At 39.2% G+C, this 22,713-nt stretch carries 22 protein-coding genes; 5 read left to right on the forward strand and 17 right to left on the reverse strand.

The genetic code is table 11. The features are described 5' to 3' along the window. Window positions 1–37 precede the first annotated feature (37 nt). Window positions 38–1,294 carry an adenylosuccinate synthetase gene (locus tag ED622_RS14495; RefSeq protein WP_045101802.1) on the forward strand — a complete coding sequence of 419 codons (1,257 nt, stop codon included), beginning with the start codon at window positions 38–40 and terminating at the stop codon, window positions 1,292–1,294. Window positions 1,295–1,383: 89 nt separating this feature from the next. Here ED622_RS14495 and dcuC read toward each other — a convergent pair whose 3' ends face one another. From dcuC to ED622_RS14545, 9 genes are all read right to left on the reverse strand, one after another. Next, a complete protein-coding gene (gene dcuC, locus ED622_RS14500) occupies window positions 1,384–2,748 on the reverse strand; it encodes a C4-dicarboxylate transporter DcuC (protein ID WP_122035217.1) in 1,365 nt (454 codons plus the stop codon). A 2-nt stretch (window positions 2,749–2,750) separates the two neighbouring features. Further along, entirely contained in the window at window positions 2,751–3,980 is a 1,230-nt protein-coding gene (gene pepT / locus ED622_RS14505) for a peptidase T (RefSeq protein ID WP_122035219.1), read from the reverse strand. 329 nt (window positions 3,981–4,309) lie between these two features. Continuing rightward, on the reverse strand, window positions 4,310–5,446 hold the full coding sequence (gene cydB, locus ED622_RS14515) for a cytochrome d ubiquinol oxidase subunit II (RefSeq protein ID WP_122035223.1): 1,137 nt from the start codon (window positions 5,444–5,446) through the stop codon (window positions 4,310–4,312). After that, entirely contained in the window at window positions 5,446–7,026 is a 1,581-nt protein-coding gene (locus tag ED622_RS14520) for a cytochrome ubiquinol oxidase subunit I (protein WP_122035225.1), read from the reverse strand. Before ED622_RS14520 ends, cydB begins: the two co-directional genes overlap by 1 nt. A 111-nt stretch (window positions 7,027–7,137) precedes the next feature. Beyond that, window positions 7,138–7,719 carry a DoxX family protein gene (locus ED622_RS14525; RefSeq protein WP_122035227.1) on the reverse strand — a complete coding sequence of 194 codons (582 nt, stop codon included), beginning with the start codon at window positions 7,717–7,719 and terminating at the stop codon, window positions 7,138–7,140. Continuing rightward, entirely contained in the window at window positions 7,712–8,440 is a 729-nt protein-coding gene (locus tag ED622_RS14530; protein ID WP_122035229.1) for a putative DNA-binding domain-containing protein, read from the reverse strand. Before ED622_RS14530 ends, ED622_RS14525 begins: the two co-directional genes overlap by 8 nt. Further along, on the reverse strand, window positions 8,433–9,299 hold the full coding sequence (locus ED622_RS14535) for a DUF692 domain-containing protein (RefSeq protein ID WP_122035231.1): 867 nt from the start codon (window positions 9,297–9,299) through the stop codon (window positions 8,433–8,435). The genes ED622_RS14530 and ED622_RS14535 overlap by 8 nt, the downstream gene beginning before the upstream one ends. After that, complete coding sequence (locus ED622_RS14540; protein ID WP_122035233.1) at window positions 9,287–9,595, reverse strand: hypothetical protein; 309 nt, start codon at window positions 9,593–9,595, stop codon at window positions 9,287–9,289. Before ED622_RS14540 ends, ED622_RS14535 begins: the two co-directional genes overlap by 13 nt. Then, window positions 9,585–10,541, reverse strand: coding sequence for an MBL fold metallo-hydrolase (locus ED622_RS14545; protein WP_122035235.1), 957 nt, complete (start codon window positions 10,539–10,541; stop codon window positions 9,585–9,587). The genes ED622_RS14540 and ED622_RS14545 overlap by 11 nt, the downstream gene beginning before the upstream one ends. 391 nt (window positions 10,542–10,932) lie before the next feature. Between ED622_RS14545 and ED622_RS14550 the strand changes: the two genes are divergently transcribed. After that, window positions 10,933–11,742, forward strand: a complete 810-nt coding sequence (locus ED622_RS14550) for a GNAT family N-acetyltransferase (protein ID WP_122035237.1) — start codon at window positions 10,933–10,935, stop codon at window positions 11,740–11,742. Between the two features lie 86 nt (window positions 11,743–11,828). Here the strand turns inward: ED622_RS14550 and ED622_RS14555 are convergent, their stop codons facing one another. After that, a complete protein-coding gene (locus ED622_RS14555; RefSeq protein WP_122036131.1) occupies window positions 11,829–12,659 on the reverse strand; it encodes an AraC family transcriptional regulator in 831 nt (276 codons plus the stop codon). A 207-nt stretch (window positions 12,660–12,866) separates the two neighbouring features. Between ED622_RS14555 and ED622_RS14560 the strand changes: the two genes are divergently transcribed. Further along, a complete protein-coding gene (locus ED622_RS14560; protein ID WP_122035239.1) occupies window positions 12,867–13,481 on the forward strand; it encodes a fumarylacetoacetate hydrolase family protein in 615 nt (204 codons plus the stop codon). A gap of 20 nt (window positions 13,482–13,501) precedes the next feature. Here ED622_RS14560 and ED622_RS14565 read toward each other — a convergent pair whose 3' ends face one another. From ED622_RS14565 to ED622_RS14575, 3 genes are all read right to left on the reverse strand, one after another. Beyond that, window positions 13,502–13,822 carry an AzlD domain-containing protein gene (locus ED622_RS14565; RefSeq protein ID WP_122035240.1) on the reverse strand — a complete coding sequence of 107 codons (321 nt, stop codon included), beginning with the start codon at window positions 13,820–13,822 and terminating at the stop codon, window positions 13,502–13,504. Continuing rightward, the gene (locus ED622_RS14570) at window positions 13,819–14,532 is read right to left on the reverse strand and encodes an AzlC family ABC transporter permease (RefSeq protein WP_122035242.1); all 714 of its coding nucleotides are present in this window, start codon (window positions 14,530–14,532) and stop codon (window positions 13,819–13,821) included. The genes ED622_RS14565 and ED622_RS14570 overlap by 4 nt, the downstream gene beginning before the upstream one ends. 72 nt (window positions 14,533–14,604) lie before the next feature. Continuing rightward, window positions 14,605–15,438, reverse strand: coding sequence for an AraC family transcriptional regulator (locus ED622_RS14575; RefSeq protein ID WP_174213455.1), 834 nt, complete (start codon window positions 15,436–15,438; stop codon window positions 14,605–14,607). Window positions 15,439–15,660: 222 nt separating this feature from the next. Here ED622_RS14575 and ED622_RS14580 point away from each other — a divergent pair, with 222 nt between their 5' ends. After that, the gene (locus ED622_RS14580; RefSeq protein ID WP_122035246.1) at window positions 15,661–16,299 is read left to right on the forward strand and encodes a LysE family translocator; all 639 of its coding nucleotides are present in this window, start codon (window positions 15,661–15,663) and stop codon (window positions 16,297–16,299) included. Window positions 16,300–16,394: 95 nt separating this feature from the next. Here the strand turns inward: ED622_RS14580 and ED622_RS14585 are convergent, their stop codons facing one another. Continuing rightward, window positions 16,395–18,101 (reverse strand): phospho-sugar mutase, encoded by a 1,707-nt coding sequence (locus tag ED622_RS14585; protein WP_122035248.1) that lies wholly within the window; start codon window positions 18,099–18,101, stop codon window positions 16,395–16,397. Window positions 18,102–18,352: 251 nt separating this feature from the next. Between ED622_RS14585 and ED622_RS14590 the strand changes: the two genes are divergently transcribed. Continuing rightward, window positions 18,353–19,348, forward strand: coding sequence for a 2-hydroxyacid dehydrogenase (locus ED622_RS14590; RefSeq protein ID WP_122035250.1), 996 nt, complete (start codon window positions 18,353–18,355; stop codon window positions 19,346–19,348). A 59-nt stretch (window positions 19,349–19,407) separates the two neighbouring features. Here the strand turns inward: ED622_RS14590 and ED622_RS14595 are convergent, their stop codons facing one another. From ED622_RS14595 to ED622_RS14605, 3 genes are read right to left on the reverse strand one after another with little or no spacing between them, the layout of a single operon-like run. Then, a complete protein-coding gene (locus ED622_RS14595) occupies window positions 19,408–19,881 on the reverse strand; it encodes a response regulator (RefSeq protein WP_122035252.1) in 474 nt (157 codons plus the stop codon). Next, window positions 19,868–21,208 carry an ATP-binding protein gene (locus tag ED622_RS14600; protein ID WP_122035254.1) on the reverse strand — a complete coding sequence of 447 codons (1,341 nt, stop codon included), beginning with the start codon at window positions 21,206–21,208 and terminating at the stop codon, window positions 19,868–19,870. Before ED622_RS14600 ends, ED622_RS14595 begins: the two co-directional genes overlap by 14 nt. Before the next feature lie 3 nt (window positions 21,209–21,211). Beyond that, a complete protein-coding gene (locus ED622_RS14605; protein ID WP_122036133.1) occupies window positions 21,212–22,630 on the reverse strand; it encodes a DASS family sodium-coupled anion symporter in 1,419 nt (472 codons plus the stop codon). Between the last annotated feature and the right edge of the window lie 83 nt (window positions 22,631–22,713).

The following is a 22,713-nucleotide window of genomic DNA, read 5'->3' on the forward strand; positions in this document are numbered from 1 at the left end:
ATTAGCATAGCGTCTTAATCATTTAGGAGTTTGTGTTATGCCGTCTATTGTTGTTGTTGGTGCTAATTGGGGCGATGAAGGTAAAGGCCGTATCGTTGATTTTCTTGCTGCGGATGCGTCTGCAAGTATTCGTTTTCAGGGCGGTAATAACGCCGGTCATACTGTGGTAAATGACTTCGGTACCTTTAAGCTACACCAACTTCCAAGCGGTATTTTTAACCCAGATTGTACAGCGGTTCTTGGCCCTGGCATGGTAATTAGCCCTGCGGCATTAAGCGAAGAAATCGCAGAAGTTAAAGCCGCTGGCATTGAAGTAAAAATGCACATTTCTGACCGTGCTACACTTTGTCTTCCTCTTCATGCGCTTGAAGATACACTTGAAGAATTACGTTTAGGCGACGGTGCTTACGGTTCAACTCGTCAAGGTATTGCTCCTGCGTATGGTGATCGTGTAATGAAAAAAGGCATCCTTGTGGGTTGGTTAATGCAACCAGAAGTATTGCTTGAACGCATTCAATTCATGCTTGATTGGAAAATGCCACAACTTAACGCTCTATACCCAACGTGTGATTTCAGCCAAACGGCAGAAGAAATGACAGAATGGCTATTAGAAGTGACTGCTCCTTGGCGTAAATTCATCTGTAACGTGACTGAGCCTCTAAAAGTAATGCAGAAAAACGATGCAAATTTATTGTTTGAAGCACAGTTAGGCGCTGGTCGTGATTTAGTTTATGGTGAATATCCATGGACTACCTCTTCAAACGTAACAGCAGCTTATGCTGGTATCGGTAGTGGTTTACCTGCTTTGCGTCCTGAACGTATTATTGCCGTTGCTAAATCTTTCAGCTCATCTGTTGGTACAGGTACATTAGTTACTGCTATGGAAGAGCAAGATAACTTCCGTGAAGCGGCTAACGAATATGGCGCAGTAACAGGTCGTCCACGTGATATGGGCTACTTTGATGCAGTAGCAACGCGCAACGGTGTTGAACTACAAGCAGCAACTGAAATCGCACTAACAAAAATTGACTGTTTAAGTGGTATGGCGGATCTTAAAATTTGTACGTCTTATGCTGGCGAACATACTGAGAACCCAATCTGGCCTCAAACATCTGCACTAAGCCCTGTTTACGAAAACATGGAAGCATGGCAAGAAGACATCACAGGTTGTCGTACTTTTGAAAGTCTACCAAAAGCAGCTCAAGCGTATGTATTACGTATTGAAGAACTAATGGGCGTGCCAGTAAGTATGGTGTCTGTTGGTCCTGAACGTGAACAAATGATCATCCGTTAATCGGACGTTCTCTAAAAATAACAAAGCCACTCAACCTTTTGGGAATTTTAGGTTGTGTGGCTTTTTTGTATCAAAAATATAAACGTAATTTAGCTATAAAATGCATATACGATAATAAAGTGGAACACAAAACCAACTAACACAGGTACTGAAGTCCGTTTGGCGACATCAAAAGGACTTAACTTCGCTCCTGTTGCTGACGCAATAACAACCGCCGACACTGGGGACATCGCACGACCAATTGCTGAGGCTTGTTGCATTGGCATTAACATCGCTGCGGTATTTGCTCCCATGCTTGATGCGATAGTTGGAATTAATTCAACAAACGCTAAGAATGGTGCATTACCTGACCCCATTATCACTGCAGCCAATAGGGTAACAACAGCAAAAACTAACGTCATAGCAACACTTGGTAAACCAACCGATTCGGCAAGCATGATTAAGTTAGCAATAGCACCCGTTGCTTGAATACCATAAGCAAAAACACCGGCTGCCACGAGTAAAACAACGACGCTACTAAACGCACTCCCCATTCCTTTTGAAAAGACACCAAAGCCATCAAACACAACCTTTAAGCTTCTTTTTGTAACGCATTCACACAGCATGGCGACAAACATGGAAACAAAAACGATTGTTGTCACATCCATATTGATGGTTGAAACCACTAATTTAGAGAAAACTATCGCCATAATAATAGGAAGTAAAGGTAGCATTACATAGTAACTCGGTGCAGAAGCCCCCTCTTTTGATTCAGTTAATGCAGCTTCTTCAAATTGCTCGGGGTGTTTTTTATCTACATGGGTTTGCCAGATAACATGCATAATCCCAATCACTACCATTGTTGCAATCGATGTTGGCGCTTGGTAATGAGAAACGTAACTCATTAAATCCATTCCTAATGCTTCACTGGCACGAATAGCATCAACACCCGTTGGGGTAAAGCTTACCGCCAATGAGCTAGCAATAACCGCTGCAGCACTACCACGAGAAAGACCTAAGCCCAACATTACAGGATACAGGGTGCCCATTAATAACACGCCTAATCCAGTTGCTGATGGAATTGCGAGTTGGAGAATACTCGCCATACAATAAGCAAAGAACAACATGATATTTTTATTTTTAATGCGACTTAATGGTTTTGTGGCTAAGCGAACGACGACATCATTAGCACCAATATGACTCATATAATCAGCAAATCCGACTAACGCCATTATCATCAAGCCTAATGCTCCCGCACGATATCCCATCAAAAATTGGATATACTTAAACGGGTCAAATCCTGAAAAATTAGTCGATGCCACAGAAGCTGGTAGCATCGGTCCCCAACCAAATATCCCAGTAGCAAAAATTAAAACAGTCCCTGACATTAATAAGGTAGGCTCTGCTTTGTAGCCTTTTAGAATCATTCTGGCGGCAATAACGACAACAATAAGAACCAATATTAACTGAGCCATATTTATATACCTTCATGCTCAGTTAAATTGATAATAATTGTCTTAACCACGTTACTTGCAGCCACTAGTGATGGAACAGGCAAATACTCAAATATTGAGTGGAAGTTATGAGCTCCAGTAAAAATGTTAGGGCATGGCAAACCTTTTTCTGAAAGCACTGCCCCATCATAACCACCACGCATAGGGATCACTTTTGGTTCTATGCCATTTTCTTTATAAGCCGCCATTGCTAAATCAACAGGCAATGTAGAGTCTTTTAAAAAGTTATGCACGTTGCTATAACGATCACTCATTTCAAGAACGGCTCGATTGTTATTCGCTTCATTAAACATACTTACTTGTTCGGCAATAAAGGCTTTTCGATATGCATAACCTTCTTCCGTAAAATCTCGAATATCCATATTAAGAATGGTTTTTGCTGAGTTTCCTGCAAGTTTCTTCATCCAATAATAACCTTCACGCCCCTCGGTGTGTTCTGGCGTTTCTTTTGCGGGGAACTGGGTCATGAAAGAATTGGCTAACAACAAAGAATTGATCAAATTACCTTTTGAGTTCATCGGATGTGCAGATTGTCCTGTAAATGTAACCACTGCATTACCTGCATTCCAGTTTTCACAAACAAATTCACCAATTCCACAGCAGTCTAGTGTGTAAGCAAAATCAGCACCAAACTCATTAACATCAAATGCATTTGCTCCCAGAAGCCCTTGCTCTTCATCAGGAACAAAACCCACCTTTACCGTTCCATGCTCAACTTCTGGATTTTCGTGGAAAAACTGCAATGCATTTAAAATAGCAGCAATCGCCGCTTTATCATCAGCACCGAGTAATGATTGTCCATCACTCACTATGATTTCTTGCCCAACATAATTTGCAAGTTCTGGCTGCTCTTTTAGAGAAAGAATTGGACCAGTAGATAATGGAATATCTCCCCCTTCATAACGAACCACCTCTGCATGCGTATCTTCAATTCGCTCTGAACTGGTATCAAGATGTCCAAAGAAGGCAACAGTTGGTAATTGTTTTTTAGAGTTAGACGGTAAAGTAGCGGTAAGAATAGCGGTATCTCGAAGAGCAATATCAACACAACCTAGATCTTCTAATTGCTTTTTAACCAAACACGCTAATTCATATTGGCCTGCACTTGAAGGCATGATACCAGCAGCACCATTCGCTTGATTTGTGGTTGTATTGATCTTTGTGTAACCTAAAAAACGTTCTACTACATTCATTGCTTTAATCCAAAATTACTTATAAAACAAAGATATTACGATTTTTTAATTTTTTTTAAGTGACTATCATCTCAATAACCATAATTTAAAAATGGTTATTGAGCTTTCAAAAATAACCGTACTAAGAACCTTATCTAAAAATAAATACCACTTACTTATATAAGCGGTATTTTTGTAAAGTCGAATAAGAGTACTATTAAGTAAATATACTCTTATTCCTTATCAAAATAGCCTTTATGATTCTCTTGATAGATGCACGTTATCATTCCAAAACCACAAGCTACTAATACAATGAAGACCCACATAATAATCCACATACTCTTCTCCTATTAATATAATCGAGCGCTGTTTTCTTTAACGTAATTCGTATCAATACGACCAAACATTTTTGAATAACACCACACTGTGTATCCAAGAATAACGGGGACAACCAATACCACGACAATTGAGATAATTTGCAGTGTTAGCTCACTTGATGTTGCATCCCAAATAGTCAGACTATGGTCTGGGCTAATACTGGATGGAATGATCATAGGGAACAGTGCAATACCTGCGGTCAAAATAATACAAACCATTGCTAAGCTTGATGTTAAGAATGCAAAGCCACTAGAACGAATGTAAGAAAATACAATCGTTAATAGGTACATGCCAACACCTAGTATCGGTATAAGATACAGCAGGTTATTATCACTGTAGTTATGCAATAGACCATTAGTAACGCTAGCAACTTCTTTATGTAATGGGTTTGATGGTAAGTGAGTAATAACCTCACTCGTTATAATATAACCATTCATATTTACCGCTAAAAAACCACCGAGTATAAATAGTCCGACACATACCATTGAGCATATGATTGTCACTTTCTGACTTCTTTCTCTGATCCCTAGTGTTGTTTTTAACTGTAGATAAGCCGCACCTTGAGATAGCACCATAAATAGAGACAGAAGCCCACAGACTATTGGAAAAACGGTTAGTAAATCCCAAAAACTGCCACTGTAATGAATCATCATTAAATAGTTCATATCAAATGGCACGCCGACTAAGAGGTTCCCAAAACCTACACCGAAAATAATAGGAGGAACAATGCCACTTATCATTAAGCCAATATCGCACTTTTTACGCCATGATGAGCTATCCACTTTTGCACGATACTCAAAACTTGCCGGTCGTAGCCACAATGCAGCAAGCGCCAACATCATTGCGATATAAAATCCAGAGAATGATACCGCATAAGCTGTAGGCCAAATGGCAAAAATGGCACCACCAGCCGTAATCAACCACACCTGATTACCATCCCAATGTGGCGCTACAGAGTTAATCATTACTCGGCGTTCATTGTTCGTCTTTCCAATAATAGGAAGTAATGCGGCAACCCCCATATCAAAGCCATCGGTAATAATAAATCCAATTAATAAAACCCCAATCGCTCCCCAAGTAAATAAACGTAACCATTCATAATCAAACATTATTTATTTCCTCCTTGGTATGAAATTAACATTAATTCATGTTCATCTGTGTTTTCTCTTTCAAAGTGATATTGACCTGTTTTTAGTGCACTAGGTCCAATACGTGCATACTTAACCATCAGACGAACTTCGATAATAAGTAAGAAGGTGTATAACCCAAAAGCAACGGCTAATGACGCTAGTATTTGATTAACGGTTAGATCCGATGCCGCCATTGCTGTTGGCAGTATTTCTTGAATCGACCATGGTTGGCGACCATATTCTGACACTAACCAGCCGCACTCAATCGCTATCCAAGGCAGTGGCATTGCCAAAAGACAGGCTTTTAATAACCAACGTTTATCTTCCAAACGATTTCGACACATGTACCAGAAAGAAAGCAATAACAAGCCAAACATCAACATCCCCGATGCAACCATTATTCTGAAGCTCCAAAAAATTGGAGAGACATTAGGGATGGTGTCTTTTGCCGCTTGCTGTATTTGGTCTTCTGTCGCATCAATAACATTATCTGTGTATTTTTTCAGTAATAGGCCATAACCGAGGTCGCCTTTTAGCTCGTTAAACTTATCCATATTCTCTGGTAGTGTTTTGAGTAACCCATAAGCGACCATACCATTACGAACACGTTGTTCATTCGTCTTCACCAGATCATTTAATCCAACAACGGGAGTACCGGTAGATCGTGTTGCAATCAGGCCCATTATATAAGGGATCTTTATTGCATAATCGGTTTCCATTGTATCTTGATTAGGCAAACCCAATAATGTGAATGATGCAGGAGCTTCTTCGGTTTCCCATTCGGCTTCCATTGCTGCCAATTTTACTGGTTGATATTGGCCTGCTTCATAGCCTGACTCATCTCCCAAAAATAGCGTTGAAATAATAGTTACTAAGCCAAAACAACACGCCACAGTAAAGGAGCGAAGTGCAAATGAGCGATCTTGCCCCTTCAATAGGTAATAAGCACTTATCCCCATAATAAACATGGCACCAGTGACATAACCGGCAGAAACAGTATGTAAGAACTTAACTTGAGTGATCGGGTTTAAAATAACATCCATAAAACTCGTCATTTCCATACGCATGGTTTCATAATTAAATTCCGCACCCACAGGGTTTTGCATCCAACCATTGGCAGTTAAGATCCAAAAACCTGAAAAATTAGAACCAATTGCGGTTAACCATGTACATAGAGCATGCTTTCCTTTGGACATACGATCCCAACCAAAGAAAAACATCCCTACTAACGTCGATTCAAGGAAAAAGGCAAGCATCGCTTCTATTGCTAATGGAGCACCAAAAACATCACCAGAATAATGGGAATAGTATGACCAATTAGTCCCAAACTGGAACTCCATGGTTAATCCAGTCGCGACCCCCATAGCAAAGTTAATGCCGAATAATTTCCCCCAAAACTTAGTCATGTCTCTATAAACCGTTTTTCCGGTAACGAGATAAATAGTTTCCATCACTGCTAATAAAAATGACAGACCAATAGTCAGTGGCACAAAAATGAAATGATATAAAGCCACGCTTGCAAATTGAAATCGTGAGAGATCAACGACATCTGTTAACATAATACTTCTTTCCCAACGTCGATATAATCAGCGATATTTAACCGCTTTTGATTAATAACTAACTATATAAAGTAATGAAAAATAGGGGTCAGCCTCCCCTATTAATCCCACTTATCCTTTTATTTCTTTACGGTTAAATTTCTTTTTCAACCAATAATCCATACTTACGTAACGGCCACCACCATAAATAAATAACACGGCAAGCATGACAAAATAGGTCGTCGCGAACTCCATGCCATTGTTCAGCATCACAGGGTCACCCAACTCTGTAATGTAGTTATAACGACCAGGGTAATTAGCAGATAACCACTCAATAAACCCATTCAAACGCCATGTTGATTCCATACTTCCTGTTGCTATCGCATCCCAGCCATGCTTCCAGTGCACCGTTAAGCTTGCAGCACTCATTAAAAAGATCATTGGGATAGAAATAATTCGAGTAAATAACCCCATAGCGATACAAATACAGCCAATAACTTCTGTCGCTGCTGCTGCAAAGGCCATAAAAGTAGGAAAAGGAAGACCAAGTTCGACCATTAATTGAACCGCACCATCGAAGCCTGTTACTTTTGAATGTGCTCCTACATAAATAACTGGAATAAGAAATAATCGAATACCAAGTAAAACAACAAAGTCCCATTTCTTGCATTTCACAATAAAATTGTCATACCCATCGATAATTGAATTAATCATGTTTATCTCCTAAAAACTGAATCGTAATAAGTTGGTTTTGAGTAAAAGAATGCACCCAATACATAAAATCAAACCCTGCTAAGTGTGTATGTATATGCTGCTCTGCTTTTGTTAATGTGATTTTGGGTGTTTGAGAAATAAGTTGAATAATCGCAACATCAATATCCCTAAGCTTTTGAGATACGACGATGTTTTCTTTTGTTCGATAAACACCGTACACAACGGAGTCTTCATCTTTAGAAAGAAAATTAACCGCGTCTTCTTCGACTAAAAATGGAACCTCTATCAATTGCATCACTGCATTACAACTCAATGTAAAAGCGTTAGGTTGAGCTGAAATTTCTTCCCATGATGAGTGTGTTTCGTCCGTTCTTATCATTGCTATTTCGACATTAAAAGTGACCCACTCGTACTCAATTAATTTCAACAGCCGTGGCATTAACTCCACTTTGTTTTGAATAAATTGAACAAACTCTGTCGCTATTTGATGAAACTCTGGTTCAGTTGCGCTGTGATAATAAATAAACTCATTAGCTAACTGATTAAGATCATCAGCACTCTGTCTCCCTGAGAATAAAGGGAAGGTATTTTCAATTACCCCTACAATATTTTCACAAACAAACTCATGGTAACGGCGAGTAGACTTCTGTTTTGGTTGCTGTCGAATCGCCTTAGAAAATAATTCAATTTCGGTCAACATCGTTGCAGGAGTATTAAGCATAATGACCTCCCTCACTTGCTTGATTCAATCCTCGTTGTTGATTGAGAATATTCTGATGAATAGTGCAAAGCTCGCTTGTTAATTCATTTAATGGCGGTAAGTTATTATCTCTCTCAAGCAATAAAGGCTTACAACCATGAACCTCAAACGTATATTTTGCTAACTCCACCACCTCCTCTTGTACTGATTTACCGTGGGTATCTAAAAGGAAATTATTGTCATCTTTTAGGTGCCCAGCGATGTGATAATAAGCAATTGAATCACTCGGTAAGGCTCTTAGCATTTCATAAGGACAGTAACTCTGATTATGGCTATTTACGTAAATATTATTTATATCTAGCAATAACTTACAGTCACTTCGATTTATAATTTCCGAGAAGAAATCACCTTCTGGCATCTCATTCCCATAATCGTGATAGTAAGAGATGTTCTCTAGTATTAATGGACGCTGAATAATATCTTGCACACACTGAATTCTATCGACTAAATAAGAGATGTTTTCTTTACGTCTAGGGATTGGAAGAAGATCATATAAATACCCTTGCTTATCACGCGACATACTTAAATGATCGCTATATATCTCAATATTAAATTCATTAAGGAAACGAGCAACTTGCTGTATAAACTCTCTATTCAGAGGCTGGCCATCACCAATAGATAACGTTAGACCATGCGCTATCAATGGATAATGTTCTGCAATCTGCTTTAAAGATTCACGTCGCTGCCCTCCTATGTTCATCCAGTTTTCAGGCGCTAATTCAAGAAAATCAATGTCTTTATGTTTTGGAGATGTACATAGCTCTTCAATATGCTCACTGCGTAATCCAATACCTTTACTTGTATCGATTATTGACCGCATAACCCACCTGTAATTTTACTTTTATCTGTAATCACAGCAGGGGCATTAATCCCCTCTCCTGACAGGCCGCACTTACCGTCTCTCGCTCTCACTAAACGACCTTGTGGATCACCGTTTAAATCTGCTTTTCCAAAGCGTTTTTCAGTACCACATTTACCTGCAGCACAATGACCACCATTACCAGAACTGGCTTGCGCTACAATAGCTTCTTCTACTGGTTCTGCAGCAGATACCATCCCTGAATTAAGCGCAATCACAGAGGTCATAACAATTGATAAAGTAAGTTTATTGTTCATTGGTTTTATCCTTAACTGCATTCATTGGAAAACTAGAGAGATCACGCGCCGCTATCACTTCACCTTTGTAATATTGTTTTATAATGTTTAGAGACTCTGCTTTAAATTTCAAGCTCAGGCCCATCATGTGGTCAACAACAAGTAACTTAGGGTTTATTTGAGCGGTTATTTTCCCAACCGTCGATGGTTTTGCATGCATAAATGCCGAAACTTCTTCGTCTGCACTTTCAGCAATTGCCATTGGCATCATTAAAATGTCAGCGCCCTTTGCAAAATCAACAAACCCGGGGTTAGTTCCGTTTTGATCAGCAGAAACAACAAACACACCTTCACTAGTTTCAATTCGATAAGCAAGACAAGGAACATTGCCGTGAGGAATACCAAATGCAGTGATTACCACTCCATCTTTATCGTATACTTTGGTTTCATTTTTTGATTGGTATGGAACGTCAATCAAGGTGACAGGAAAGATCCCTTCGCCAGTAAGCAAGCCATTAAGGTAAGCATAAGCGCCTTTGTCTGAATTGAATTGCGCATCCACGTATTCAGTTAAACTTGGAAATCCAGCACCTGCGGTTGGTCCTGAAATATCTAATGCATCCTCACGATTAAAGAAGAATCCACCTTTTAAAATGGCAGGTAAATCTGTTACATGATCGGTATGGAAGTGAGTGATACCTAAAAAGTCTAAATCTTCAAGTTTTGCACCTGATTGTCCAAAACGAAGATAGGCACCACCTCCGGCATCAATCATAAATCTAGATTTTCCTTTCCACCAAATGACAGCAGCGGAAGAGGCACGAAGGTCATCAGAAATAGGACCACCCGATCCTAATACTTGTAACGTGTATTCCTTGTCTAGTGGTTCCATACTAATAGCATAGGCATTTGCTGCACCGAAAGTGAAACCAAGCGCAATAACAAGTGCTTTTAAAGGCTGTTTCATATTTATTACCTCATATCTGATTATGAAAACTTTTGGGTGAGCGACCAAAAGTTACGTTACTAAATCATTATTATTTGATGTAAATCAAAGCAAGACATAAAGTAAACGATCTCAATAGTTAAATATATATTTGTATTTTTAACAAACCATTAAGTTAAACTAAACGACATGAGGGCTACTGATTCTTAAATGGAAAGAAAACAAGGTTCTATTTACAAAAATTCAAATACGTATAATTACCTCGTTTATTACTTTCAATTTCAAACTGTCGCTTTTGTTCAATCTTTGTTTTTCTCTTTTATTTATTATCCACTCAAGAACAGCTCATCACTTATGGGCTTATCCATACAGTTACTAAATAGTTACCACCATCAAAGATAGGCAATAGAAAATGATCACTATCGAAAGAATTGAACAACTAGAAGAATTAAGCACACTAAAAAAAGAATACGTTAAGCAAGCTACAGCGCCACTAGATGGTATGTGGTTATGCGGATTTGTGCCGATGGCAGACCATTTTGGTTTTTATAAAAATGAAGCGTTGATTGGATTTTGTTGTTTAAATAGCGATAGTTACCTACTTCAGTTTTACGTAAACCAACCAAATCAGGCTCTTGCTGATGATATTTTCACTTCTATTATCAATAAAGAAAACCAGCTTATTGGTGATGTGATTGGCGCTTTTTCTAGTACTGCAGAAACGCATTATTTATCATTATGTCTTGATCACGCGGCGAAAACCCAAGTAAATACGCTGATGTATCAACAAATCGAAAAAGCAGTAAAGCAAAAGACTGACTTACCAATGGCAGCAGCAACGGTTGAACAACTAGCCGAGTTTGTTGAATTTGCAAAAGTAAACATAGGTGCACCTGAGGAATGGGTTACTGGGTATTATGCAAACCTAATTAGCCGCCAAGAGTTATTTGGTTACTGGAAGAATAATGAATTACTGGCTGCAGGTGAATGTCGCTTGTTTGACGAACACCAAACAGAGTATGCTGATTTGGGAATGGTTGTTGCTGAATCTGAACGCGGTCAAGGCATTGCAACTCAAGTACTCACTTACTTGATTGCTTTAGCAAACGATAAAGGGTTAATCGCCATGTGTTCAACTGAGAAAACGAATATTGCCTCACAAAAAGCCATTACTCGTTCCGGTCTTACTTCTTCACATCGCATTGTTCAGTTTGATTTTTAAACTCATCAACAGATCAACTTAAATACTAAAGCTAGTGACTTATTCTTTGAGTCATTAGCTTTATATTCTTCTTAAATGAATATTGGTTATTCAATTCCACCATAAATATCAATCGTAAGATCTCGTTGCTTTGCGTACTCCCCAGGGGTAACTCCCAAAGTACTTTTCAAATAACGGATCAAATGTGGCTGATCACTAAAACCAAACTCGTAAGCAACCGTTAACCAATCAATATCGGTTTCTTCTCGCTGATACAGATACGTAATTAACGCTTCCAATCGATTCATTGACTGGCATTGTTTTAAAGTAAACCCAGTAACTCGAACAAAACTTCGCTCTAACGTTCTTTGTGAGCAATGTAATAACTCCCCTAGTTGAGCAATGGGCATTTTCGCTAATAGAGGTAGCGCTTTTGTTGTCAGTTGATAATGTTTATCTTCTTCTACTTTAGATAACCTCGGTAACAATATCTCATCTAACTTAGTACAAAGCCTCTGAGGATCTTGTTTGGCTAACTCAATCAGATCTATTTCATTTATCTCTTCAGTTCCAAATAACAGATTCAAATCTGCTGAAACAATAGTATCTGCTACTGATTGTTGTGGTTCTTGATTTAATAAATACAATGCACCAACATGAAATTTAACCCCGATGATCGCAAAGCCATACGAGTGATCCATCTGTAATGTCTTGCTGTATGGGTATAACCAATGTGACCCTTTTCCCTTTAATCGATCAGATTCAATATCATAATGATAAGGCTGCTCAGGAATAGCAATGATCAAATGCCCTGCAGGCTCAGGGTTTAATTTTGGAAATGGGTTACTGTCTGTCTCTTCAGGTCTTTCTAAAAACCAATAACAATCGATCAGTTTAGCCACATCCGAATTTTTAGGGGGGTGAATCCAATTGATCATCATTAATACCATTAAAGAGAAAGGAATAACCATTCTAACTGACTTATCTCATTAACAGCACAACAGATCACCATAATTATCTATATGATCCTATTCGTAGTTGAGCTAGAGATCTGATTTTTGACTAAAAACTCAACAGAGTTCGATTGAAAAAAGAGGAGTTCAGGTACACTCTGCATTGCATATTTAAAAACCAAGGATAGGAAAATGAATTCGGTTCGTTTTGGAGAAAAATTAATTACTCCATCTAAATTATTATGTATTGGCCGTAATTACGTTGCCCATATTAATGAGTTAAATAATACGATCCCTGAGCAAATGGTGGTGTTTAATAAACCAAATTCATGCATCACCTCTACCCTATCTTCTTTCCATCAAGAGCGTTTACATTATGAAGTTGAGATCTGTTTTTTGATTGAAAAAGAGCAGCTATCTGCCGTTGCAATAGGTTTTGATTTAACCAAACGAGACTTACAATCTGAGCTAAAAAACAAAGGACTTCCTTGGGAGCGAGCAAAAGCCTTTGATGGCTCAGCGGTATTTAGCCGTTTCATCCCTCTTGATGGTATCGACAGTAATCAACTTCAAATTGAGCTATTCATTAACAGTATGAGAGTCCAATGTGGCCAAGTTAGCCAAATGATTTACTCTCCAGAAACTATCCTTGCTGATTTAAAATCCTATACCCAATTGTATGATGGTGATGTCATCATGACTGGTACACCTCAAGGCGTTGGTGAAATTCATATGGGGGATATATTTCTTAGCCGCTTAAAGCTAGATGGAAAGACACTGATTGAAGCTGAGTGGGTAGCAAGATAATAGCCTCCCACTCTTTGACCCTATGCTGAAAATACCCATAAATTAAACACTAAGAATACGATCATGCTGATAATCGTTGTCAGTAGTACATTCTTAGTTTTCCATGCAATGAGAGCTGCAGTTAATGCCGCCCACAAATACGGGTTCGACCCAGAAAGCGATAATTCATTGTCAGGCATAAATACAATTGGAGCCCAAATCGCGGTTAAAACAGCAGGACTTGAATAGCTTAATAACTTCTGAGTTTGAGCGTTTAATCTAAGGGGTAATTTGGGTTCTAAAAACAAGTAGCGACTTAAAAACACTAACGCCGTCATTGCTAAAATTGATATGAAAATCATCCTCTTTTCCCTCTTAATGTCTCTGTTAAATACCCTGCTACCATACCGCCAATACTCGCTATCATTAAACTGCCTTCAACTGAAAAATACGTCAGTGTGGCAGACAAGATTAAGGCACTAATAACAGAGACAAGTACTGGACTATTTTTTATGGTAGGTACAACAATGGCAATAAAGGTCGCCGCCACCGCAAACTCTAACCCAAGCTCATTCAATGAGGGAATATAACTACCCGCAACAATTCCAGCTAAGGTTGCTGCATTCCAAAAGAAATAGAAACTGAATCCTGCACCTAATGCGTACCAACGATTAAATTGTTTTTCTGATTGGTGTCCACATACAGCAAACAGTTCATCGGTTAATAAAAAACCAAGGGATAAACGCCAACGAAGCGGTAAAGGGCTAATTTTATCTCTCATCGAGACACTGTATAAAAAATGGCGCGAGGTAATAAAAAAAGTTGTCAGCAACATGGTTGTTAACCCTGCGCCAGCTTTAATCATTCCCATCGCGACTAACTGAGCCGAACCTGCAAACAAAATTGCTGACATGGCTTGCCCTTCAAAAGGAGTAAGACCTACATCAATAGCAAATGAACCGGCTAATAACCCCCATGGTAATACTGCGATGCTAAGTGGGATCATCGCTAATGTTCCTTGCCAAAAAAGACGAGAATTTGAACAAGGCTGTACGGCGGTATTTATATCCATAAACTACTCTTTATTAAATCAAATCAGCCTATATTAGAGCTGTATTCCTTTACCTAAGATTGTACAAACTTGCTAAAACAATTTGAGGTATTGTCCCGGAGTTATACCCATCGCTTTTTTAAAATGACGGTGTAAATGGCTCTGATCATGAAATCCCGTTTCTTGTGCAGTATCAGACAACGAATGCCCTTGCTTAAGAAGCTTTCTGGCCATTCGTAAGCGAGATTGAATTTGATAACTATGAGGAGGAAGACCAAACGCTTTTTGAAATGATCTAACTAGGTGATAAGCACTCAACTCACTTAAGCGTGATAAATCATCTAATGACACGTCAGCTTGAGGAAAATCGTCTAAAAACTCTTTCACTAAATAAAGAGGCCTTTGAGCTTTAGAGATTGCAGTCTCGGTGTAACGTGCACGGCTATGTTTGCACATAAGCTTAACCAAAGCGCCATAGACTAAGGTTTCCCTTAATAAACGGTTATCTGACTGCTCTAACATGGTAAATACTAATCTAAGTTGGTTCGCTAGCTCTGGATCATAAACTACTGGCTCTGCAAAATATGGAGCTCCAAACTGCCCACGGCTTAGCTCTTTACTAATGCTTTCTAATTGTTCAGGCAGTGGATACATCGCTTTATATCCCCAACCACCATCCGTTGCAGAATGTCCACTGTGTATATCATCGGCATTAATTAAGATAATACTGTCTTGCGGTGCGGTATGATTCCCCCCAGTGCGATAAAAATTTTGCGCACCACGTTCAATCACTCCAATCGTATATCCTTCATGACTGTGACGTGAGAAAGTCTGCTTTTCATAATCAGCATTTAATATTTCAAGCCCTCCAAGCTCTTCTGCTACTTGGTAGTGTGCTATTTCTTTTTTTACTTTCTCATTTGCCATCATTCATCATGAACACATTTATCCCTATTTACTAAAGTATATAGTAAGCCCTCTCATTTCTTTTGTACAAAATTGCGCATTATTATTCTTTAATATTATTAACAATAATATCTATATTTTTTAATGTATCGATTTTATATCACTAGGCGACTTTTTAATCATGGATCTTACCTCTTCACTACTATAAAATCCGCCTCCTGATTTATAATTCAAAATAAAATAATGATTGATATTACTATTCTTCCGGTTTACTTAACCGCTGTTATCGCCCTACTTTTATTACCAGGCCCTGATATGCTGTTGATTGCTAGTTCAAGCATGAGTTACGGCCGTAAAGTCGGATTATTTGCCAGCTTAGGTAATGCGACCTCAGGTATTATTTTAACCTTGCTTGCTGCTTTAGGCGTATCTGCACTGATTGCGATGAGCCCTATTGCCTTAAAAGCATTACATCTCGTTGGTGGTGCCTACTTATTAAAAATGGGTTGGGATTGTATTCGAGCAGAAGCAGATGAAGCACCAGAATTACAACAAGGTTCGACGATGGCGACCACGTTTTACCAACGTGCTTTAGTTAGTAATTTATTGAACCCTAAAGCGTTAGTCTTCTTTGTGATGTTTTTACCACAATTTGTTTCTACCAATATTGCTGCAACCTCTGGCGAGCAAATGTTGGTGCTTGGCTTATTGCTTAACGTTCTTGGTTTATTGTTTAACTTAATCTTGGTAGCGTTAGTGGGAACACTTGGAAAGTCGCTAATCAATAACGTGAAATTCAGAACGTATCAGCATAAATTCATGGGCGGGATTTTTATCATTCTTGCGCTATGGATGTTAAGTTCTTTTGTTACTGCGCTTTAATACAATTCAATATATATAAAAACGGTGAGCATTAAGCTCACCGTTTTTGTTTCTAACCTACTTTTTAAAAGCTTAGTTTTTTGATCTTCTCACTTTTAAACTAGGCTCTTTTGATGCTCTTCAATTAAATGATCCATCGCTTCATTAGCTTTAGTTTGAATGACCGAGTATTCATCTGTTGGTGCAATCGCTGCCACCACTTCGTAATAACACTTCAGTTTTGGCTCAGTACCTGATGGGCGAACAATAATACGAGAGCCATCTTCTAAATGATAAATCACGACATCACTGGCTGGTAAATCGATTGATTCTGTCGTGCCATTTGAAAGATATCGCAGTGACGCTTTTAAATCTTCAGTAACCGCAATATTCACTCCAGCAATTTGTTTTGGTGGATTAGCCCTTAACTTATCTCCGACCGGTGGAGAGTTTGGTGCTAAAGCGATACTACGCTGTGCATTTATATACAATCCGTGAGTGCGATAAATTAATTCCAACTCATCCCAAACGCTCTTACCTTGTGTTGAAAGCTCTGCCGTTAATTGAGCAAAAGCAACTAAAGCAGATAAACCATCTTTATCCCACACTTCACTGCCAATGGTGTACCCAAGCGCTTCCTCATAGGCAAAAAGAAATTGTTTCTCTTCACTTTGTTTTTGCATCGCAACATTAGTTAACCATTTAAAGCCTGTTAGCGTTTGGAAATACTCGGCCCCTTTCGATTCAGCAATCTTTTTCAATAGCGTGGACGAAACGATGGTATTACCAACAAGCTGCTTACTTGGTTCTGTATGTTTCAACAGATAGTGCCCAAATAGAATACCTACCTGATCACCTGTGAGCATTTGATAACTGCCATCTGCTTTTCGCGCAGCAAGTGCAAAACGGTCTGCATCAGGATCATTAGCGCATGCAAGCTCTGCCTGTACTGAATCGGCTAACGCAATAACCATATCCATTGCCCCTTTTTCTTCAGGGTTGGGAAAATTTACCGTTGGGAAAGTGCCATCTGGCTCTCTTTGTTCTGCCACACTCACCACATGATTAAATCCAGCATCACGTAATAAGGTCTCTGCCATATCGGCACCCACACCATGCATTGCGGTATAGGCAATCGAAATGGCTGATGGATTAGTATGGTTTGAAAGCAATGGATTACTGTTCATGGTATCGCGGTAGCTTTGATAATATTCATCATCTAGCCAGACTAAAAGCCCTCGAGCCTCAGCATCACTCAATGACATTAGTGGAATGGGTTTTGTGGCTGCAATATCAATCTCATTGGCAATACCTGAATCATGCGGCGGAATAATTTGCGCCCCATTCTCCCAATACACTTTAAAACCATTATATTCTGGTGGGTTGTGGCTTGCGGTAACCACGACGGCTCCGGCTGCATTAAACTTCTTGATCCCATAAGCCACAATAGGTGTCGCTGCGACTTTTGTTGTTAAGAATACCTTAATACCTAATGCAGTTAATACACTGGCGGTATCATGAGCGAATTGTTGAGAATCAGTACGACCGTCATAACCAATAACAACACCTCTTTCGCTAGCATTCGTGATGTTGTCTATTAAATAATGACCTAATCCAGTGGCTGTTTCTTGAATCACCAGACGATTCATTCGATTAGGCCCAGACCCGACCATTCCTCGCAATCCAGCGGTACCAAATTGAAGTCGAGAAGAGAAGCGATCTTTTAATTCTGCCATGTTTCCAATATCGACAAGGTACTGAAGTTCTTCTCGAGTTCTTGGTTCTGGATCTCTACTCAACCAATTTGTTATTTTCTGCATCATAATAAAAAACCTCATTACTGAATATTCATTAAGTCTAGATGATATCTATTATCAATTACATGAGCGCAATCGCTAAACTCAAGAAAATAATAGTTAACTATGAACAAATTATAGTTCTGATACGTAAATACTCTTAATACCATAAACATTAAAACATTTTATTCATGAGTTTTATCTTATTTTTAGTTAAAGAAGTGGTAAAGTGGAAAGAGTTAGCATTATTATAACCTGTTTATTTGTAAGGATATTATATGAAAATCGCAATGTTCAGTACTAAATCTTATGATGAAGTTTCTTTCAATAGTATCAATCAAAATTACCAATTCGAATGTCAATATTTCAACTTCCAACTCACTGAAAGTACAGCACCAATTGCAGATGGTGCTGATGTGGTTTGTGCATTCGTCAATGATGATTTATCTGCACCAGTCCTAGCTAAACTCGCCGAGCAAGGTACGAAACTAATCGCGATGCGTTGTGCTGGCTTTGATCGCGTAGATCTTGACGCAGCTAAAGAGCTTGGCCTTCAAGTAGTTCGAGTTCCTGCGTATTCTCCAGAAGCGATCGCAGAACACGCCGTTGGGATGATGATGTGTCTTAACCGTCGCTTTCATAAAGCATACCAACGAACTCGTGACGCTAACTTCTCTCTAGAAGGGTTAACTGGGTTTAATTTCTTTGGTAAAACTGTCGGGGTTATCGGCTCGGGAAAAATTGGCCTAGCAACAATGCGAATTCTTAAAGGGTTAGGAATGGATATCTTGTGTTATGACCCATACCCAAGCCAAGTAGCGATGGATTTAGGGGTGAAATACACCACCCTTGATGAGATTTTTGCTAAATCAGATGTGATTACACTGCATTGTCCATTAACGTCTGAAAACACGCATTTATTAGATACTGATTCATTTGAGAAAATGAAAGATGGCGTAATGATCATTAATACCAGTCGTGGCGGATTACTTAATTCAGCCAATGCAATTGAAGCCCTAAAAGCAGGAAAAATCGGCGCGTTAGGATTAGACGTTTATGATCACGAGAAAGAGCTTTTCTTCCAAGATAAATCAAACGACATTATTACCGATGATGTTTTCCGTCGTTTATCTGCTTGCCATAATGTACTTTTCACAGGCCACCAAGCCTTCTTAACTGAAGAAGCATTAGACAATATAGCCGCGACAACACTAGGTAGTATTGATGCATTTTTGAAGGGTGAAAGCTCTGGAAACGAATTGATCCAAGCTTAGTTACTATTAATATAAGCGCCTTACATAATTGACTTATGTAAGGCGTGTTATCAATGTGCTTATCTCAATCGGCTTAATACTACCTGCTGGTCTAAATGCTCTTGATAATCCGTATACTCCAACCCTTTATCAAAAATATATTCGGTGACTAAACGCGTTACTAATGCTCTTAATTCGTCGCCATTCCATGGTTTTTCAATATAACTTTCAATACGTGCACGATTAATCGCTGTAATGGTATCTTGATGCGTCGCTTGCCCTGTTAATAATACTTTTTTTGTTCTTAAGAAACGATAATCGTGAGAAACATCAGTCAATAATTCAACACCATTTTTTCCTGGCATTACGTGATCGGATAGTACTAAAGCAATATATCCTCCTTCGCTGTCTAACTCATCCATCAAGTCCAATGCTTCATCCGCAGATTCACATTCCTCGATATTAATCCATGATTTAAGTGGCGTAAGATCTTGCAAAACGGCACTCAGCACTTCCCTTTGATCGTCTACACAAATCAGATTAAGCTTTTCCATGACCGTCCTCGACTGGCAATTTAATTCTAAAAATGGTTTTCTCTTGATTGCTCTTTACTGCAATTGAGCCACCGTATCCTGTAATGATCCGCTTTACGATGGCTAGACCGAGCCCTAAACCAAAAGAAAGTCCGCCCTTTTTGGTGGTAAAATTCGGTTGGAATATTTTACGTCGAGTTACCTCATCTATTTCAGGGCCATTATTAGCAATAGTCACTAAAACAAATCGGTCTGATACTCGCGTTGAAATTTCAATTTCAGGTGTTTGTGTTTTCTCCATGGCATCGCTGGCATTTTTAATGACATTCGCCCAGATCTGAACTAACTCTGTTGCTGATGCTTTTACCATCGGCATTGCAGCAGGACTCAAATGTACTGACACTCGTCTCAAATCACTCTGCAATAAGACGAGCGCTTTATTAATGCTGTCATTCACATCAAGAATCTCATCTGTATCTATATCTGTTCGACCAAGTTGCTTCACTGAACGAACAATACCAACAGAATGCCTTGCCGCCAACCGCATATCATGCAAGTCTCGCCCAATATGCCAATAGCGTATAGCTTGCTCAGGAGACCTTAACCAATACGTTGATAAATCTCCACGAGGTACCGCACGAGCTAATTCACGAGCAAGATCTCTTTCAAGACCATAGCGCTCTTCTATTTCACGTCCTCTTGTACGTACCTCTGATGAGCTAATATTTTGACCATTCATTAAACCTTGATCAACAAAACTACTCGCCTCTGGGTGTATCTCTTCCAGTAACTCTAAAATAATAGATTGCAGTCGTTCTGTTTTACTGCTTAAGACCCCAACCGCATTATTAAGCTCATGAGCAATACCCGCAGCCAGTTGACCAAGTGTGGTCATTTGTTCTGCCGAATAGAGTTTTTGTAACGCTTTTTCTTTCTCTATCGATTCTTGCATGGCTCTGCGCTGCCTACGAGAAAGTTCATTAACAATAATAGGGGTAAACTGCGCCGTAAGTGGCCCATAACGCTCTAATTCAACCGCCGTAGTTTTTGTATCTATCCACCCTAACTCGCTTTCTGTTTTACTGATTACCGTTGAAGAAGCGATTAATGTTTCAGAAAAAAAACTGTGAACCCCAATAAATGCGCCTTTAGAGGCACTAAATACCATAGCTTGACTTTCACTGTCTTCTTCTTGATAAAATCCTTCTAACTCACCAGAACAAACATAGTAGAGCCGATCATTATCTGCGCCTTGCTCTAAGATCGTCTCACCTGCAGGAATGACAATTCTTCGCTCTTCTTGACTGAAATAAGCATCAATCAAACGCTGAAACTTCTCTTGATTCATAGGCTATCCAATATGACCAACAGTATGAAGGATCCATACCATAACAAAGCTTAATAGCACACCAACGACACCCAATATCACACCTGTTTTTGCCATTTGGCTACTTTCAACATTACCCGTAGCATGGGCTAACGCATTCGGTGGTGTACTGATTGGTAATGACATACCTAGAGAAGCGGCAAATGTAACTATCAGTATTAAGGTTAGCTCACCACCTAACGGGGTCAATGACGTCATTGATGTACCTAACGCTGCCATGATCGGCATCAATAAGTTGGCCGTTGCTGTATGAGACATGAAGTTTGCCATGACTAAACATAAGAATGCCGCACCAAATAAAACCACATAAGGAGAATAAGCATCAAAAGGAATACTGTGAACCACTAACTTAGCCAAGCCTGTTTTGTCTAAAGCTAAACCAAGTGCGATACCACCTGAAACTAACCACAGCACATCCCATGATATTTTCTTAAGATCTTCTTTGTTGATGATCCCAGTCAGAGAGAAAACCGCAACTGGAATTAGCGCAACAGTATATGAGTTCATGCCATGACTTGATCCCATTAACCATAAAAGGATCGTTCCTGCGAAAGTGATGTACACCATGATCGCTTTTGGTGTTTTTAAGAACTTACCTTTGATATCTAAATTCATTGTGGTTTGTTTTGCTGGGTACAAATAGGTAATTAAAAACCAAGCAAGCGCCATCATTACAATGACAAATGGCACCCCAAATACCATCCACTCACCAAAAGTAATTAAGTTATCACCCACGAGATATTTTAGTGCGATAGCATTCGGTGGCGTTCCAATCGGAGTTCCAATACCGCCAATATTTGCCGCAATAGGGATACATAAAGCAAACGCAATTCGACCGGGATCTTTAGGACCAAATACAGCAATAACAGGCGTTAAGATCGATAACATCATTGCTGTTGTTGCGGTGTTTGACATGAACATCGAGAAAATACCCGTGATCAGCATCAACCCCAACATTACAAATTTTGGATCGGTTCCAAACGGTTTAAGTAATACTCTGGCTAAGTTGACATCTAATCGATATTTCGTTGCAGCCATTGCGAGAAAGAAACCACCTAAGAACAGCATAATTATGGGACTGGCAAAGGTTGCCATAATATCACTGTAATTTAGCAACTCTCCAAAATGAGGCACATCTTGATTCATCTTAAATAAAATAAATCCTTTATCAGAAACCATTAAAAGCTCTAAAACAATAATGACTACTGAGGTTGCATAAATTGGAATTGGTTCAAATACCCAGCACAGTGCTGCCAATAAAAAGATAGCAATAACACGCTGCTGAATGATCGTCATTCCTTCAAAAGGAAAAGCTGACAAAGGCATCAAAAGAATGATGAGTGGGATAATTGTTGGGATTAAATACTTCATGTATTGACGCATAACGCTACCGACTTCCATAGAACAATTTAAGAGTAATAACGAGAATTATCTCCTTCATCAACCATTCGGTATACCGTGTTAGA

The sequence above is a fragment of the Aliivibrio sp. EL58 genome, assembly GCF_900312675.1.
Taxonomy (GTDB): domain Bacteria; phylum Pseudomonadota; class Gammaproteobacteria; order Enterobacterales; family Vibrionaceae; genus Aliivibrio.

Excerpts from the sequence above, each read along its gene's own strand:
- ED622_RS14495 (WP_045101802.1), top strand. The coding sequence starts at position 38 with ATGCCGTCTATTGTTGTTGTTGGTGCTAATTGGGGCGATGAAGGTAAA.
- dcuC (WP_122035217.1), bottom strand. The coding sequence starts at position 2,748 with ATGGCTCAGTTAATATTGGTTCTTATTGTTGTCGTTATTGCCGCCAGA.
- pepT (WP_122035219.1), bottom strand. The coding sequence starts at position 3,980 with ATGAATGTAGTAGAACGTTTTTTAGGTTACACAAAGATCAATACAACC.
- cydB (WP_122035223.1), bottom strand. The coding sequence starts at position 5,446 with ATGTTTGATTATGAATGGTTACGTTTATTTACTTGGGGAGCGATTGGG.
- ED622_RS14520 (WP_122035225.1), bottom strand. The coding sequence starts at position 7,026 with ATGTTAACAGATGTCGTTGATCTCTCACGATTTCAATTTGCAAGCGTG.
- ED622_RS14525 (WP_122035227.1), bottom strand. The coding sequence starts at position 7,719 with ATGATTAATTCAATTATCGATGGGTATGACAATTTTATTGTGAAATGC.
- ED622_RS14530 (WP_122035229.1), bottom strand. The coding sequence starts at position 8,440 with ATGCTTAATACTCCTGCAACGATGTTGACCGAAATTGAATTATTTTCT.
- ED622_RS14535 (WP_122035231.1), bottom strand. The coding sequence starts at position 9,299 with ATGCGGTCAATAATCGATACAAGTAAAGGTATTGGATTACGCAGTGAG.
- ED622_RS14540 (WP_122035233.1), bottom strand. The coding sequence starts at position 9,595 with ATGAACAATAAACTTACTTTATCAATTGTTATGACCTCTGTGATTGCG.
- ED622_RS14545 (WP_122035235.1), bottom strand. The coding sequence starts at position 10,541 with ATGAAACAGCCTTTAAAAGCACTTGTTATTGCGCTTGGTTTCACTTTC.
- ED622_RS14550 (WP_122035237.1), top strand. The coding sequence starts at position 10,933 with ATGATCACTATCGAAAGAATTGAACAACTAGAAGAATTAAGCACACTA.
- ED622_RS14555 (WP_122036131.1), bottom strand. The coding sequence starts at position 12,659 with ATGATCAATTGGATTCACCCCCCTAAAAATTCGGATGTGGCTAAACTG.
- ED622_RS14560 (WP_122035239.1), top strand. The coding sequence starts at position 12,867 with ATGAATTCGGTTCGTTTTGGAGAAAAATTAATTACTCCATCTAAATTA.
- ED622_RS14565 (WP_122035240.1), bottom strand. The coding sequence starts at position 13,822 with ATGATTTTCATATCAATTTTAGCAATGACGGCGTTAGTGTTTTTAAGT.
- ED622_RS14570 (WP_122035242.1), bottom strand. The coding sequence starts at position 14,532 with ATGGATATAAATACCGCCGTACAGCCTTGTTCAAATTCTCGTCTTTTT.
- ED622_RS14575 (WP_174213455.1), bottom strand. The coding sequence starts at position 15,438 with ATGGCAAATGAGAAAGTAAAAAAAGAAATAGCACACTACCAAGTAGCA.
- ED622_RS14580 (WP_122035246.1), top strand. The coding sequence starts at position 15,661 with ATGATTGATATTACTATTCTTCCGGTTTACTTAACCGCTGTTATCGCC.
- ED622_RS14585 (WP_122035248.1), bottom strand. The coding sequence starts at position 18,101 with ATGATGCAGAAAATAACAAATTGGTTGAGTAGAGATCCAGAACCAAGA.
- ED622_RS14590 (WP_122035250.1), top strand. The coding sequence starts at position 18,353 with ATGAAAATCGCAATGTTCAGTACTAAATCTTATGATGAAGTTTCTTTC.
- ED622_RS14595 (WP_122035252.1), bottom strand. The coding sequence starts at position 19,881 with ATGGAAAAGCTTAATCTGATTTGTGTAGACGATCAAAGGGAAGTGCTG.
- ED622_RS14600 (WP_122035254.1), bottom strand. The coding sequence starts at position 21,208 with ATGAATCAAGAGAAGTTTCAGCGTTTGATTGATGCTTATTTCAGTCAA.
- ED622_RS14605 (WP_122036133.1), bottom strand. The coding sequence starts at position 22,630 with ATGCGTCAATACATGAAGTATTTAATCCCAACAATTATCCCACTCATC.